This window comes from Sporolactobacillus shoreae, assembly GCF_004684935.1.
Lineage (GTDB): Bacteria > Bacillota > Bacilli > Bacillales > Sporolactobacillaceae > Sporolactobacillus > Sporolactobacillus shoreae.
Map to the genome: position 1 here is coordinate 1 of NZ_SRJD01000006.1, position 15,634 is coordinate 15,634.

Consider the following 15,634-nt stretch of genomic DNA (forward strand, 5'->3'; position numbering starts at 1 on the left):
GGCTGCCAACTCCTCGTTACATATATTATAATATGTAACGAGGATAAAGTCAATAAAAAAACCGCTGTATATAAGTGTTTTCGGCAGTTTTAAGTAGGATTATCGTTACACTATATGGGAATGCAGGATTCATACGTGTTCTTTGCTCGATCAACAACCAGACTGTCATGCTCAACCCCACGGTAATATCGTCCGCTGACCCGCTCCAGCGGGTAGCCATTCTGCGCGCAAAAATCGACAATGTCAACGTCCTGAGCGCGCCGAATCGTATCCTTGTCCAATAATGCCATAATGATTCGCTCTCCTTTTTTAACGCAAAAAAAGACCGGCACAAGGCCCGTCTCTTTGTACGATCATTTATTTTTCTGTCACCGATGTTGTTCCATTTCCCACTGCAGCTCTTCATACTTGCGTCGATTCTTCCGGCTCTGCAACTCATTGTCCAGCGCCCGTCGCAGCCGGCGAAGATCGCGTCGGGAAATGCTTCTGGGCGAAGAATAAGAAGCTCCCGAAGCATATCCGCCGCTTTGCCGGCGCTGCTGCCATTCTTCATTCTTCTGCGCTCGTTCCTCCTTCCGGATCGTTTTCATTTCGCGAAGAAGCGCATTGCCCAACTTGCTGTAAAGCTCGTGCTGCCTATTGTCGTAGTAATCCTTATAGCGCTCTGTTTCTTTTGGACCGTCTCCATACAGTGTTTTCCGGTAATTCATTTCGCTTTTCAGCGCTTCGTCCAGCTGTTTCAGCTCTTCCGGATGCTCATGTTCCAAATAGTTTTTCACGGCCTCGTCGATCAATGGACGGATCCCATTCATGGCATTGTTATTATATTTCCACAACCGCATATCACCTGGAAGCTGGGCATAAATCTGATTAAACAGCTGTAAGCTTTCGCGATCATAAGCAAAATTAATCGCGACCTTTGATGGTGCCATGCGCTGTTGGATAAGTTCAGAGATCCGCGCAAGTTCCTGGTCACGATTTAGAAGCGCATTAGCCACCGTGCTTTTCATTTTATCGAGCGTCGACTTCTTTCGGGAGCCGCGGCGCGCTTCATACATCTCTCCAGTTTCCTTATCTTTAAAAACCTGCTTCGGGCGCGTCGGCTGCGGTTCCACCATCGCAACGTGTATATGGATATTATCCGTGTTGTAATGGATCGACGCCGTCCAAATCGCGGAAACTTCAAGTCCCTCCGCATGCATCATCGACCGCATTCCCGAACGTATCGACCGCTGAAGCGCGCCTTTATTCAACCACCCCGTTTGCGAATTGTAAAAACCGTTCGCCGCCAGCCAGGCGTTGTCAAAACTGATCACGTCCTGCCACATGCATGATCCGTTTTTCTGTGCGATTTCAAACTGCTTTTTGATAGCCTGCTTTTCTTTAAAGTTCAGTGCATCTTCGTCTGCAGTAAAAATCCCTTCAGACTTCAAGGGATTGTTCATGTACTGATTGTAGCCGTCGAAGGACAGGGCATTAAACTGCTTAAAATGATCGTTTCGTACAGCTTCACTTCGATCTACATAGTCAATGTAATTCTTAAATTTCGCGGACCCGGCTTGAACAAATTTTGAGACAAGCACAATGCCAGGCCGGGTCACGATTCAACCGCTTTCTGAGCGGACTCGCGCTGCTTCTTTTTCTCCGCACGTTCCTTCATCTTAATTTGCTGTTCTGTGATGACATTGGAAACGGTCGCCGTCGCCTGCTCCAGAATCGACGACTTGAACATCGTCGTTGGGATGAAGTTTTCTTTACCATCTTTCGGTCTCTGTCCCATCAGCTGATTGTTCCAGAGCTCCATCAAAATGCGGACATTTTTATCGACATATCCGCTCCGAATGCGTAACACATCCAAGCTCGTTCTGAACCGATCATAGACCTTTTCAATCCACTCGTCTTGGGACGCAATCTGAGTGCGTAGCCGGTCATGTTCCGCAAGCACTTTCTCAATCGTATCGGACAGGCTCTTGCCGCCAAGACGCTCCTGTTGCGCCTCAAGATAGGCGAGGCCATACCTAGATTCTTTTTCTTCCTTCAGTCGAATGTTTTTTCGGATCATTGACTCACCCCGCTGCTCTCAGTTAAACCATTCAGGTCTTCCTTCATGTCTGAAGAAACGTCTTCTAAAATTCTCTGAGCACCATTTAGAATTGCCGTTGTCTGATCGAAAAGTTCATTTCTTTCTTTCAGCAGACACTCATGTTCTCCTAAAATTATTTCAATTAATTTTGATTGGCTATCGATCATTTCCGCCGACATACCTTCGACAAGATAGCGTTCATGCTGTGCCGATAAATAATCAATCCCCCATCCCTTCTCGCCAGACTCTTTAAAACTAATCTTCTGAGCGATCATCTCAACAAACCCTCCCTTTCTTGTTTTACTAAGCCGCCCACAACTTCCGTATTTTCACGAATGGTCATGGCACAAATTTTCATTGTCTCTTCCATCCTTTCCAGCAAGTCGGTGATTTCCGGCTGGGTCAAATTCAGGACAATCAGGCGACGCAAATATTCTTGCTGAGACATATGATTATGGCTGGCCCGCATACTCAGCGCGGCCAACGTTTCTTTTGAAAGACCATGGATTGTAACGCCTGGCATGATAACCACCTCCGATTATGGCAAATTCTGGGGCAAGAAATTTGTAAGAGCATAAGGGGAATCTGTAACCATTTCATGGTTAAAACCGCAGTGCGGTTTGATTTCTCGTGGTTATGCTTTTACTAAGGAATGTGCCGTTTTTAATCATTTTGGCACGCCATTTTCTGGTATATGGCACGATTTCCCCTCATTTCTGTGTCCCATTATTTCCCTTTAAAAACTAAACAGCCCAAAATGTGCCGTATTCTGCCATTTCAGCACACCATATTTTGGGAGTGTGCCACTTTGGCACGCCATTTTCTTCCTTTTTTAAAGCTCATTGAGCCATTTTTTTGAGCTTTTTTTGTAATAAATCAATCTCCTGACGGTTATCCTTGGCTCTGATCTGGCTCTGCCGGATGTCGTTTTCGAGGCTGACAATCTGCGATTGATAGCTCATAATATTGCTTTCCGTGTCCTGTTTATCGCTGCCGGTCTGATAGCTGGCCTGATCCTTCAGTGCACGAATCTGGCTGTTAAGTGCGCTGATATTTTTCCGGTAGCGGGCTTGTTTCTCTCCCTCTTTTGCCATCGCCCGATTGCAGTCGCCGATCAGCATCCGATAATAGCGGGCGGCGTATGCGGATGCCTGAAGGCTCTGAAAGTGTTTCTTTTTAACTGCGGAAGGCTCAGAAACATAGAGCTTCTGATTCGAAGAAAATGACGATTCACCGGACGAACCTGCGGCATGGACCAGTATGGAAACATTCGTCCATCCGGCCGGCAGGCGGTGAATATAGAGCAGGTAATAGTTATCGACAATCTTAATCAGCTGCGTCTTGTAATGCGCTTTTAGATTCGTTTTTTCGGCGACGTCGACTGAATAACCGGTGGGAATACTATTTGCATTGTTGTCGATCATCAGCCCGACTTCTAGCAAATTCCGGTCGGCATAAAATGTCTTACTGGTCATCTGGACGGTCAAATCGCCGGTATTCACTTTCGCGCGAAGTGCGGTGTTCTCATAATCGTCAGGGACATGCACGAGCAGCCGACTGAGAAACAAAAATGTGTACACTGTGATCAGGATGATCGCGAGTGCGCGATAAATATTCTCTTTGTGATCAAAAAGCTGTTTGAGTTTTTCAAGTAAACGTTTCTCCATTTTGACCTCCTTTCTACTGTGCGAGTTGCACGACGACGCCCTTGAAATGGCTCTTCCAATAGCTGTTTGACAGACTGGAGATCGTAACGCCATGACTATCGTTGCAGTTTAAAAATTGATCACCGCTGCCCATCCAAATGCCGACATGCCCATTCGTTTTGTACGTATCGAAGAAAACCAAATCCCCGGCACGGATCTGGCTGAAGGAAACACGGTGACCTTCTGTGACAAGTTGATCCGTTGTCCAGCCGACATTCACGCCGGCCTGTGCGAAGGCATAATGCACAAAGCTAGAACAGTCAAAACGACCAGCTGCAATGTCACTCTGATTCCGCCCACCGCCAAATACATAAGTACTTCGACCGATGTATGTCTCGCCAGCAGCAATTGCCGCAGCGACCTGCGGTGTGCTGGCTAAGATGGGACTGCCTTGACCAGCCGTGGGAACCAGGTAGCGCTCGACATGAGGCACGTAATCTTGATCCCCGTAAGCATAGGTCCCGTCTTTCCGCATCCGACCGTTGCTATAAATACTGGCGAAGGCAATTGCCGTACTCTTCGAATAGCCCCCGCTTTGTTTGATCGCATAGTCAATAAAGCCGTAGCCAAAGTTGTATGCCTGGAGAGCTGTTTCCAGCCGGTTCTGCTCGGCTTTTTGCGCAGCCTTGTAGTCTTTCGCGTACTCCTTAACACCGTTAATAATCGAGTCTGTTGGATTACTTGCTCCGTCTTGCATCACATCGCTCCTATCTCCGCCGGACTCTTGCATCATGATCGCAAGCACGACATTGACCTGATCGGGAATGCCGTTCTTCTTGCAGTTCTGTTCCACCAGTGCTTTGTAGCGAAGAACATCTGGAGAGACGTTCAATGTGCCGTCTGTCGTTCCAGTATCAGGTGAAGAGAGGATGCCGGTCAGCATTGCGACCAGGGCAAGAACGACCACAAGAATAAATACACCAGAAAAACCGGCACCACCGAGCAACCAGAAAAGCAATTTACGGCTCACGGCTTTTCGGATAGCTCCTGCGGCTGGTGCAGCCATAACACACCCCTCCCTATTCTTCTAAGCTTGACGCGAAGTAGGCCACTTTCAGCGCGCCGTTTTCTTGTTTTAAATCGACGCTGACTGTTTCCGTCTGGCTCCCCGTCGGTTTGTTTTTTGAGTCAAAAGTCTGAACGTTCATCGATGCCTTAACGCTCTCCACGGCATCGTTTTCACTTACCGTTTGGACCGCAATTTTTGAAATTTTCCGGAATCCGTAGGATGGTACATGTGTGTCATTCGTCTGCGACTCGGACAGCTCTTTATAAAAACCGGCGTCCGTAATCGACTGCACATCAGCCAGATGCTGATAGGGATTGGTTCGGTCATAAGCGAAATACTCGCTAATGAATTGCGTGACCAGTGCTTTGGCAGCTTTCGCATCCACAGGAACATGAGCAGCCGAAGATGAGGATTCGGAAGACGCAGCTGACGACTCTGACGCTATACCGGACAGGCTGCTATCGTCCGCAGGCCGCTCTCCGGCAATCGTTACCGATTGGTCAGAGGCCTTAGATGACGTTTGAGCAGGTGCTAAATGTTCCCATACATATACCCCACCAATCAGCAGAAAGCTGGCAAGAAGCAAACAAAACAGGAGCTGGCTACGCCGAAGCTCCTGTTTTGAAGGCTGTGGGTGATTCGCCTTCGGATGTTTGTTGAACACAATTAAGCCCCTCCTTTAAAGAGATCTAATTCGTCCTGGGTGACTTCCACATGAAAGATCAGGTTCTGATCGCCGCTGATCGACAGCAAGCAATCGCCCTTTTCAAACTGCGGTAACATCTGATATTCGTTTTCGGTAATCTGATCGCCGAATAGCCGACGGACGAGATCCATCGACGACTGGTCCATCTTCATGATGAGCTTGTATTGCGTGAGCCCGAAGATCTCGGCGAGCTTATTAGCCGCCTGAACCATCTTCGGATCGCTGACGCCGCTTGCTTTCGGAAACATGCGCTCCAGTCGCTGCGTGGCCAAAACCACGCCGCCGAAAAATTTTCGAGCTTCTGACTCCAGCGTGACAAAAAAGTCCGCTGCAAACGCCTTTTGGATGTTCAGGATGTTGTGGCATTCATCGACCATAATGAGGAAACGGACAATGTCTTCCCAACGTTTTTGATGGTTGTCGTAGGCTTCCTTCTCAGGCCTGCCAATGCGCATCATATCGCCCCAGATCTGTGTCAACGCATTGTAAACCTGAATATCAAAAATCCGGCTGTCAAACTGGCTAAGCACGCCGATGTCGTAGAAAACGACCTGCTGACCGCTGAGATCTGGGATGGTCGTCACGCCTTCAAAAATATCGTTATAGTTAAGCACCAGAACCTTCAGCTGTTTCGCAATGTCGCCGATCCGTCCTTTAAAGCGGACATCTGTTTCTTGAGCATAACGTTTTTCGCAGAAGACCATAAACTGGCCAAGCGTCGGATAGGCCTCAGCACCGAGATCGGTAACATGCGTTTGCCCGTCTCCCCACAGGCCGATTTCCTTGTAAAAGTCATACACCAATTCGTCAAATTGGCTGAGGTCATTGCTGTCGGCTTCCTTGTTCAGGATGCGATAACACATATCCAACTTGGAAACGTGCTGCCGGAATGAGCCGGCTTCATCGATCGCGACATTGTCTTCTCCGGATTGCGTCACAGTTGGAAACACTTGCATGAGATTGATTCGCCCACCGGTGCCGTCCAGGTTAATCGTCTGCCCGCCAAGATCCTCCGTGACGGCCAGGAATTCACCGGACTTGTCAAACCCGCGAATGAAATTACCTTTTGCGGCGTTCTCGCGTAATATTTTTTTGATCGTGGTCGATTTACCACCGCCCATGTCCCCGGTAATAAACACATTGTAGTAAAGCCGCTTTTTTGTTTTATGGAACATGTCCCAATAGACCGTGCCCCGGGTGCGCGTCAGTCCATAAAACGAAGCCGATGGATCGCGCAGGCTCGTCACGTTATGCGCAAAACCAATACCCATCACTTCGGCCGGAATTTCCACCCCTTCCCGGTGCGTTCGCAGAATTTTCTGCGTCGGTGCATCCAAAAACAGCGACTGCCATTCTTCTTTCGCTTCCGAGAGGAAGACCTGGCTCTTGTATCCATCGCTATCGAGCTTCTTCACGATCTCGCTGACTCTTTTTTGCAGATCCACCCGGGTGGCCGCATGAAGAAAGATGCGCGCCTGTACGCGTTTAATGACTTCGCCGTTTTGCCGAACGTCCAGGCCGAGCTGGCGGAGCGTGGTAAGCTCTTCACCAGCGACATCGGCGTCCTGCTGGTGCGCGGCGTCTTTGACCCGTGCGGCCAATTCGTCGGTGGAATATTTGATCTGCGCGCCATAATCAATTTCTGATTCCGTCATCGTATCGACGGTAACAATCGTGTCCGGTAAACTGGTGATGACGTTTAGCCAGTAAGCCGAAAACTGAAAGGGAAAGCGATAAATATGAATGCAGCCTTCATAGCCAGTGCCGCGGCAAATAAACGCCTCGTCCTTGAAAGAAAGCCCGCCCTGAGGCTGCGTATCGTAAACAAACTGCAGTTCCTGTTCAATGGAAGGCATGGCAAATGCCCCCTTTCTTTTCGTCCGTGTCCTGCGAAAACGCAACGTTGTCGCAGGGACTGAATGCATAGGCAATATACTCAAAATAAGCGTTCCGATCGGTAGGCATTTCTCTGGACAACAAAGTAAGAAAATTCGAGAAGGGTGTGCTCTGAAAATCTTCTGCATTATAGACCCGCGGGCTGATGTGCCGGCCTTGTTCTTCGGACTGCCGCAAAACTGCGCAGCGGCAGTCCTTTCCTTGAAGCTCTCGCATGCGTCCGCCGCGTTTTAGGTAACAAAGCCGGACATGGACAGGGTCGAAAAAAACACTACCCAGATTTGCATTCCGCGCATACTGATTCACCACATCGCCGGCCGTTGCTTCAACCGTTTCTACGGGTACTTCGATTTCAAATCCTTCTCGTTCAAAAAAACCGGAAATTCTAAATCGCAAAAATCTCACCTTCCTGGTTTGAGTATTAAAAAAAATGATCCGCCAGCTGCGGATCTCATCACCCCCTTTCCATATGTAAAAAAAGGAACGACCTAAGCCGTTCCTCCATGATCATTAGGTTATTAAAGAACATGTTCTGCCGCGGCTGCCCGGCTATTGCCTAAGGACGAACGAGTGGCCGAGTGCGGTGGCAATGTGTAGGATGGCCCTGCTTTTCGGTCCGGCGTTTGCTGGCCTTTCTCCTGAATCTGTTCACGCAAAACGCGGACATCAGGGGCGCAGTCTCCTAAATCCTGATCGAGAAAAGCTTGGCGCTTCGCTGGTGAGGCAGAAAGGGTATGTCCGTTTTCTTCCAGCGCCGCATCACGTTGAATCAGGTATTGCCGAAACTGCTCTGCCTGCCGATCTTCTGGACGGCCGTGACCAAGAACAGGTCCCTGCTTCAGCCAAGTGCCCAATGCTTCTCGGCGTAATTGAAAACGCGCTTCCGGAGAAAACATCGTGTCACCGGCAGCGAGCGCTGAATTGTTGACTTTGTAATATTTACCGCCGACAAAATCGTTAAAAACAGCCTTTTGATAATTGAGCTTATACGCTGAGGCAATACGCTCATCTCCCGGTAGTAGCGTTTCCTTCGGGACGCTGCGATGCAGAGCCAAGCGTCGCGCCGCCGCATCCGCATGGGCGGAAATCCGCCCATTCAGGCTGACAAAGCCATCAATTACTTTATCTTGCAGTGCTCTCTTTAAGCGCCCAGGTGCGGCTTTGAGTGATCTTATTCGATTGTCTACTTGATTTTTCAAGCTTTCCATTCGGCTGCCCAGGCCTTGTTTGTAATCCCCAAGCCGACTCTTCCAGCTTTTACCTTGAACGGGCATTTCTCGGTCAGCAAAATATTGATCTAAAAGATCATGAACCTGCTTCAGATGATTATCCAGAAGTTGTTTCACGTCCTTTTCTGAAAGTGTCTGGCTCTTGACCTGGTCGATCTTCCTTTCCAAATGACGTTCGAAGTGCCGGTAGACGTTGAGCAGATGACGACTCGTCAGATTCTTTAATGCCAGATCTTCCAGGTGTGGGCTGGGCTCGCGACGCTGCTCTGCGTGCGCGTTCGCTGCCTGACGAGTCTCAGTTGCGTGTTGCTCTTCCTCTTTCGACTCGTGCACTTGTTCACTTTGTTTTTTCTCCGTTTCGGCTTCGGTATGCTCATCTGCATGTTCCTTCGTAGGAAGAGTCATATCCATCTCTTCCCGGGCGGCAAGTTCCTTCTCCGCCTTCTCATTTTTTTCGAGAAATTTCTGCATCTCTTCAATGGAGAAAGAAGGCGTTTCATCTCTGCGCTTATCTGCAGGATAATCTTCGGGTGGCAAATTATCCTGCAGGTTATCAAAATCTGAGCTCATGGGTTCACTCCCTTTATTTGTTTTAAAACAAAATATTTAAGTAGCTGCGTTCTTCACCTCCAGACTCCTGAAATAAAAAAGATCCGGCAATAGTGAGTCTCATCACCTCCCTTTCTTTTCTTGCCAAGCTACAAATCAGCTCGGTTATGTATAAAAAATAGAGACCCTGAGGGTCTCTAAGTAGTTCTTTATGGAGCGCTGGTCAGTTGCCAATTCAACTTTGTAGTATAAGTACCGGCAAAAGCTGATGCCGGCACATTGATCTCCAGTGCATCGGTACTGTCAAGACTGACCGTCGCTGATCCTCCGGTTGGGGTAATTGCCGCAGTCACGCTCGATCCGGTGTCAATCGCCGAATATCCAGAGTGCGGTGTAATGCCGCTTGCACCGGTCAAAGACGGCGTCCCCAGCAGAATGGATCCAGTCGGAAGGCTGTGTCCACCACTCGACAGCGGGCTCGCAGCGATGCTTAAGGACCAGCCGGATGAATTCAGCTGATTATCCTGCACACGAAATGTGCAATTTGCCAAACTTAAGGATTGCCCAACACCAGTCAATGTTGAAGCGACAGCTACAGAGCTGACCGGATTATCATCCCCTGGAGAATCTCCACCACTGCTGATATAGAGCAATGACCCGATATTGCTCACCGTCACGCTACTTGCCATCGTATTTCCGGCGTTGTCTTTCACATGAAATACATACGTCCCGTTAGCGTCCGTCTGATAAGTAGCCGTGCTGCCGTCATGCCACACGCCGTCCGGAGTTTCAACTTGATCAACACCGGAATCTGCATCCATTCCTTTTGCCGTCAGCGTCACCGGGGTATGAACCGTGTTGGTTGGGTTACCTGAAACGCTCAGCGAAGGCGCGGTCGTGTCGATGTTGGATACCGTTTTTGTCACTGTGGCCAGATTGCCTGCATTGTCCGTGACTTTAAATGTGTACGTTCCATTCGCTGACACCGTCTGTGATGCCGATGAACCAGACACAACGCTGCCATTTGGCAGCGTAATTGACTTAACCCCGCTACCGCCGGTATCCGCAGCCGTTGCCGTCAATTTTACTGAACCGTTCGTCCAGGCCGATGTTGAGGGTGTCACGGAAAGCGTCGGGGCCTGAGCGTCCGTAATAATCAACTTTGTCCGGCCGTCCAGGCCATCTGCCGCCTTCGCGCTTGAGCTGAATGTAATTTTGCGCGTGCCGCCGTCAGCAGCTTTGAACGTCACAGTCGGCAACCCTCCGGACGGATAAATCAACTCGTTGTTTGATACGGATGGTGTTCCGTTTGAGCCGCTTACTTCCGTCAGATCATATCGGAACAAATACGACGTGCCGAGCGACAGGTTCTGAAGCGTGGATAGAGGGATTACAATGTTCTTTTTTCCAAAGCTGAAACCATCTGAAACACTGTATTCCGTGCCTGATGACGTCGTATATTTAGTGATATAACTGCTTTGCGCTGAAGCTGACTGAACAACGGATGTCGTCAGCGAAATATTGGATAAATTGCTGACACCGGGTACAAGAGGATTGCCGCTCGTATCCCCCTGATAAAAAGATGTGTTTTTAAGGAGTTCTGAGTCAGATGTTTGATCCGTGTTGGGAACAATAGCAGTCCCATGCATATCCAGATGCAATCCATCCGAAGATATAGTTGCACTGATCTGATTGGCAATAGCCTTTATACTGGCCAATGTCAGCGACACTTTATGATCAGCGTTTGCCGATTGATAGATACGCCCGACCCAGCCATGCGCATTATTTCCAATCGTTACCCACCCCGTATCGCTCACAGACGAATTGGGTGAATTGAAATACGTATTATTCGAGTTTCCGGAAACAACGGCGTTGTGGAAAAACAGATAATGCGTCCCTGCCCCACCGACGGACCAGGAAGCAATCGATCCTTCCCAGGAAAACGACTTATGATCGCTTCCAACATTGGTTGATAGATTTTTATAGAGCGTTGGTGTGTCCGAACTGTGGTTATAAACTGCCAGTTGAAACGTGCTTGGGGCCGGTGGACTCGACGTATAATAATGCTGACCATTGATGTATATATTTTCTGTTCCGTTGACGTTGGCAAAGCCAATACTTGAACTCGACAGCGTCCAGGTTACAGCCAATGCCGGATGTGCTGTCATGCCAAGAATAATCAAACCTGCAAACAGGGCGCCGGCAAAATGTTTCCGACGTGCGCGGATCCATTGCTTGATCATCGTTTTCTCTCCTCTCGTTCTTAGTTTTTAAGTGAGGATTCAGCTGAATCTTTTTCCTCTTCCTCTTTCTTACGCCGTTTAATGAATATAAAAAATATCAGGAAAACGATCAGACCGCCCAACGCAAAAGCGCCGATGAGCCATACCCACCAGTGAATACCCGGAGCAGCGACGGGACGCTCTCCCGTTTCACTTTGATAATTTCTAACGGTCTGATCCGGAACGACAAAATTAAAGGCTTTGCTGAACTTTTTCCCATCGATGGTGCCTTGCATCAAGAGTCTGTACTGGCCAGGAGCAAATGTTTTCGCTCGCCAAGGAATCGAATAATAGACTTCAGAGGAAGGGGCCATTTCCATGTCCGTTGATTGTCCTTTAAAAATAAGCGTACCGTGCGCATCTAATACTTTGTAATTGAAAGAAACATGTTTGACAATGATCGGCGAAACATTTTTAAGCATTGGAAGCACAAGTGGTCCCGACGGCGTGGTTCGAACAGTCGGTTGATTGATCAGGACATTTTCTTTTGGCTGGTTTTTATAAATTCCTTCAATACCAATGACCCGCTGCGGCTGATTGATCAGCAGTTCAGTTAGCTCGCCGTTTTTCACTTTGGTCTTTAATTTACTCGTGGTGCGATCCAGGGGACTGCTAAACCCAAGGGCGCCGACGATCAACCCGTTTTTAATATTCTTGGGTGTTTCGAATGTATAAGTGACAACCTTCCGCTCCTTTCCCTGAAGCTTAATGTTTGCCGGTCCGAAAATGTATTGCGACGCAGCACGATTCATATCAATCAACTTAGAATAGGGTTGCTTCGTCTCTGGCTCATACGCAATTCTGCCGCCATTGCTTGAAGTCAGAGCGTTCAGTTTCTGTACGGTAACAGTCGTTGATTTTGTGCTGCCGTTTTCAAGCAAGAATGAGGCTTTGTACGTGCGGCCAGGGCCAACGCGATATTGATAATAGCCAACCTGATTCGCTTGCTTCGATGCAGGCTCAACGCTGAAACTTGGGCTCTGCGCATGGGCGGAAAATCCCGAACCAACTAAAAAACATCCGGCCGCAATCAGTGTGATAAACTTTTTATGCACAATAAATACATCATCCCTTCTCAATTTTTTTGCCTTTCAATTAATTTAAAAGGCTATGTATGGAGGGCTTTTCAGCCCTCATCAAGAATCAAATCAAGGAGCGGTAGACAGATTGTAGGTCAATGTAGTTGTATAGGTCCCGGCATAAGCAGACGCCGGAATGATCACCGTCAGATTTTTCAGCGCCGCGCTATAGCTGCCCATCCCGTCACCAGCTGCTGCATCAAGCAGAGTCACCGATCCGGTATCCACTGGTGCAACGGAAGATGTGCTAATTGCTGGTGTCGCAGAAGAAGTGGTGTCCACTTTGCTGACGGACTGCACTGGATCGAGTTGCACACTGCCGGCCGGCAATGTTTTGGATCCTGCCGAAACCTGTGGCGCATCAACCGTCACATGCCAACCAGCCCCACTGCCAGACGCATCAACAATTCCCAGATTGCTCAGTGCCAAAGCGGTCGTCTGCTGAGCTCCGTTCAGGGTATCCGCGGGAAGAGTGACATCACCGCCGGAGGTTATCGTACGCGAGCCTGGATTAATCGTAATGGTCGCCTGTTGGCTCGCGGTCGGATCGGCCGCGTGGCTCGTACCCCAGAATCCAACAAAAAGCAAAGCGGCCACAAGTAACGTGACCGCCATTTTAAACCAAGTGTTCGGTTTGGTTAGAGCGTACATGCAAAACACCTCATTTTATTTTTTCACCGGCTGGCCAACGGGAAACGATTCCTCACCTCCTTTAGCGACTCCGTGTCAACGACGTTGATTTTGATAAGCCGGTAGGCTTGAGCGGTCGTGTTGGTAAGGAATAAACAGGCGCGCCCTCAGTTTTAGATAGAGTATCAGTCTGCTGATGTTCACCGGCAAAGCAAGCACCCTTATAAATCCATTCACCGTCTTCTTTTGCAAACGTGATGAACGTGTTTTTGCCGTCCTTCATTCCATAAGGCTCCCCGCACTGCATGACTTGTTCGTTATTCACGCGCGGAGGCAACACGTGCATCAAATGTTTTTTTAACGCATCATCAACGCGATCCCCAACCTGTAAATAGTCAGTCAGACTCCCTTTTTCCCATTGATCAAGTGTCTTCATCGGTTTTTGATCGAGTTTCTCACTTATGTTTCGACCCTCCTCCTTTCCCTTGGCCAGTTCGCTTTCCAAGGTCGTGATAAAGCTCAGTGACGTCTCATGGACTTCGCCGATTAGTCTCTTTTTATCGGCCAATGTTTTATTTTTCGTCCAGCTGGCCAGATAGTGCAGAGACTCATTCTGAGTGTCAATGCCAAAGTGGGCATGCACGACATATGCAGTCATCTCTGCCTGAAACTCTCTTTCTCTAACGGTCGTTTTGACTCTTTTATCCTGTGGATGAAGCGCCGCATGTGCCAGTTCATGAGTTAAGACGGTGGCGTTTTCAAACGACGTGTTCCGAGGGTTCAACTGGATCTTATTAAGTTTTGGAATAAAAACGCCTTTAGCTGCACCAAATGTATAGGGGGTGGTCTCATCAATCGTCACGCCCAGGTTTTTTGCCACCTGGCGCAAACCATGCGACCAAAGATCAAAATTTTTGATTTCCCCTGTGATATGGCGGTTAGGAAAAAGCTCCGGCAACTTCTCAATCGGGCAGGTTGTTTGAGAAATATCAAAAACCGTTCCGATCGTGTAACTTCTGTGCGCCTCAATTTGCCGGAGTGTGCCCTGTTCAAGCGCAACCCGCTCAGTCTCTGTTGCCTGACGGATAGGTTTCCACTCGCCTGTCTTAGTCTGAAATTTGGCCGGCACCTGAATCGGCACCCAAATTTTCTCGCCATGTTCTCCTTTTCTAACGGTGTAGTCCTTGGACTTCCAAAATTGAAATGAACCGACCGCTTTTGCACCAGGAAACTGCTTTTCAATCAGTGCAACATTGGCTGGCGAATAGCGATGAAACTGGCTCATAAACGAAAGATACTGTTTGAGCTTCTCCGGGTCGACAAAATAACTGTCCACAGCCTGATCCATCTGGCTGACCAGAGCTTGAATCTCCGCTTGTTTTTGCTTAAACGTTTTTTGATGGGAACTTTTATTTGGCATCGGAAAGTTCCTCCTCTGCCTTGACCAGTTCCGGAAGCTCGGGCTGGTTCATCCACGCTTCTGGCTGCTCGTACGCGTCAAGTGTCACCGGTGCATCGTGGTCAGGCTGGCTATTCGTCTTCATTGATAAGTCCCCTTTCATAACTGATTGTTGAGACTGGAGAGTACGCGTTTTTTATCGCTTAACGAGAGTGCTTCTTGCCCCAGGTGATCTTTAAAACGTTCCAGATCCTGCAGGCGAGACTTAAGTTCCTCTTCGGTCTTTCCAAAAACGCAAAGATAGACATTGCGCATACGATGCTTCTTTTCAATGTAGCGTAACTTTTCCAATTCAAAATTCTGAACACGCAGCCGGTTCGGATCCGTCGTATGCTCAATCTTATATTTCCAATAGTTCTGCTGCTCCTGATTGTCCTCCGGAAAATTGAGGTAGACCTCTTTAAGCGGCGGCGCATACAGTTTGTTTAGATTCCACTGCCCAGACGTCAGCGCATCATACTGCGCGGCGTCGAGTTTATAAAGATCGTACTGGCGGACTTTTAAGATCTCGAAAAATCCATCAATGAATCCAAGCGCCTTCGTCCGAACAAATCCCTCATCGGTATAACCACAAACCGGGTAAATCCGATTAATTCCGTTCAACTCGGCAAGTGCTTTCTTCTCGCGACGATTCTTCGGTTGTCGCGCCTTCTCGCGCTCTTCGATCGCATTAAACGGCATGATCTCTGCCCCCTTCCGCGGATTCCACTTTGTCCGGCGGTAGGACGGAGCGGTACACCCCGTGATCGCGCAGCAGCACAATCACCATTTCCTGCACCATTGACTTGCCCGCAGCATGCCGGCTGGGCATCAACAGCACGTACAGCGTAATAGGCACTAGGAAAACATAGAGGTACGAAAATCCGGGCAACACGAGAAATTTCGTTAAAAAAGCCATCCCAGCGCTGGCAAAGACAAACAGCCACTGCGGAATCGAAAGCCCATAGAATCCTGGCTTGACCTGCAGATTGTGAGGCGTTTGAATGAATGTGCGCATTTGGCTCAC

18 protein-coding genes are annotated in these 15,634 nt (G+C 48.7%); all 18 read right to left on the reverse strand.

Annotated features, from left to right (window positions below; translation table 11 throughout):
* Positions 1–110 precede the first annotated feature (110 nt).
* The 18 genes from E4665_RS06915 to E4665_RS06995 all read right to left on the reverse strand — a co-directional run bounded on the left by E4665_RS06915 (position 111) and on the right by E4665_RS06995 (position 15,634).
* On the reverse strand, positions 111–290 hold the full coding sequence (locus E4665_RS06915; RefSeq protein WP_135348067.1) for a hypothetical protein: 180 nt from the start codon (positions 288–290) through the stop codon (positions 111–113).
* A 78-nt stretch (positions 291–368) separates the two neighbouring features.
* Positions 369–1,601, reverse strand: a complete 1,233-nt coding sequence (gene mobP2, locus E4665_RS06920; RefSeq protein WP_135348068.1) for a MobP2 family relaxase — start codon at positions 1,599–1,601, stop codon at positions 369–371.
* The gene (locus tag E4665_RS06925) at positions 1,598–2,062 is read right to left on the reverse strand and encodes a hypothetical protein (RefSeq protein WP_135348069.1); all 465 of its coding nucleotides are present in this window, start codon (positions 2,060–2,062) and stop codon (positions 1,598–1,600) included. The genes mobP2 and E4665_RS06925 overlap by 4 nt, the downstream gene beginning before the upstream one ends.
* Complete coding sequence (locus E4665_RS06930; RefSeq protein WP_135348070.1) at positions 2,059–2,358, reverse strand: hypothetical protein; 300 nt, start codon at positions 2,356–2,358, stop codon at positions 2,059–2,061. Before E4665_RS06930 ends, E4665_RS06925 begins: the two co-directional genes overlap by 4 nt.
* Positions 2,355–2,606 carry a hypothetical protein gene (locus E4665_RS06935; protein WP_135348071.1) on the reverse strand — a complete coding sequence of 84 codons (252 nt, stop codon included), beginning with the start codon at positions 2,604–2,606 and terminating at the stop codon, positions 2,355–2,357. Before E4665_RS06935 ends, E4665_RS06930 begins: the two co-directional genes overlap by 4 nt.
* Before the next feature lie 316 nt (positions 2,607–2,922).
* Positions 2,923–3,750, reverse strand: coding sequence for a hypothetical protein (locus E4665_RS06940; RefSeq protein ID WP_135348072.1), 828 nt, complete (start codon positions 3,748–3,750; stop codon positions 2,923–2,925).
* 13 nt (positions 3,751–3,763) lie between these two features.
* Positions 3,764–4,795 (reverse strand): bifunctional lytic transglycosylase/C40 family peptidase, encoded by a 1,032-nt coding sequence (locus E4665_RS06945; RefSeq protein ID WP_135348073.1) that lies wholly within the window; start codon positions 4,793–4,795, stop codon positions 3,764–3,766.
* Positions 4,796–4,808: 13 nt separating this feature from the next.
* Positions 4,809–5,462 (reverse strand): hypothetical protein, encoded by a 654-nt coding sequence (locus E4665_RS06950; RefSeq protein WP_135348074.1) that lies wholly within the window; start codon positions 5,460–5,462, stop codon positions 4,809–4,811.
* Between the two features lie 2 nt (positions 5,463–5,464).
* Complete coding sequence (locus E4665_RS06955) at positions 5,465–7,360, reverse strand: TraC family protein (RefSeq protein ID WP_135348075.1); 1,896 nt, start codon at positions 7,358–7,360, stop codon at positions 5,465–5,467.
* Positions 7,347–7,796, reverse strand: a complete 450-nt coding sequence (locus tag E4665_RS06960) for a hypothetical protein (RefSeq protein ID WP_135348076.1) — start codon at positions 7,794–7,796, stop codon at positions 7,347–7,349. The genes E4665_RS06955 and E4665_RS06960 overlap by 14 nt, the downstream gene beginning before the upstream one ends.
* Before the next feature lie 122 nt (positions 7,797–7,918).
* Positions 7,919–9,199 (reverse strand): hypothetical protein, encoded by a 1,281-nt coding sequence (locus E4665_RS06965; protein ID WP_135348077.1) that lies wholly within the window; start codon positions 9,197–9,199, stop codon positions 7,919–7,921.
* Positions 9,200–9,387: 188 nt separating this feature from the next.
* Complete coding sequence (locus tag E4665_RS06970; protein ID WP_135348078.1) at positions 9,388–11,421, reverse strand: WxL domain-containing protein; 2,034 nt, start codon at positions 11,419–11,421, stop codon at positions 9,388–9,390.
* Positions 11,422–11,441: 20 nt separating this feature from the next.
* Positions 11,442–12,515, reverse strand: coding sequence for a WxL protein host-binding domain-containing protein (locus tag E4665_RS06975; protein ID WP_167815141.1), 1,074 nt, complete (start codon positions 12,513–12,515; stop codon positions 11,442–11,444).
* Positions 12,516–12,608: 93 nt separating this feature from the next.
* Entirely contained in the window at positions 12,609–13,190 is a 582-nt protein-coding gene (locus E4665_RS06980; RefSeq protein WP_135348080.1) for a WxL domain-containing protein, read from the reverse strand.
* Between the two features lie 61 nt (positions 13,191–13,251).
* Entirely contained in the window at positions 13,252–14,589 is a 1,338-nt protein-coding gene (locus tag E4665_RS06985; protein WP_135348081.1) for an ArdC-like ssDNA-binding domain-containing protein, read from the reverse strand.
* Positions 14,579–14,713, reverse strand: a complete 135-nt coding sequence (locus tag E4665_RS18675; protein WP_277752212.1) for a hypothetical protein — start codon at positions 14,711–14,713, stop codon at positions 14,579–14,581. Before E4665_RS18675 ends, E4665_RS06985 begins: the two co-directional genes overlap by 11 nt.
* A 14-nt stretch (positions 14,714–14,727) precedes the next feature.
* Positions 14,728–15,309 carry a hypothetical protein gene (locus E4665_RS06990; protein WP_135348082.1) on the reverse strand — a complete coding sequence of 194 codons (582 nt, stop codon included), beginning with the start codon at positions 15,307–15,309 and terminating at the stop codon, positions 14,728–14,730.
* Complete coding sequence (locus E4665_RS06995; RefSeq protein ID WP_135348083.1) at positions 15,299–15,634, reverse strand: hypothetical protein; 336 nt, start codon at positions 15,632–15,634, stop codon at positions 15,299–15,301. The genes E4665_RS06990 and E4665_RS06995 overlap by 11 nt, the downstream gene beginning before the upstream one ends.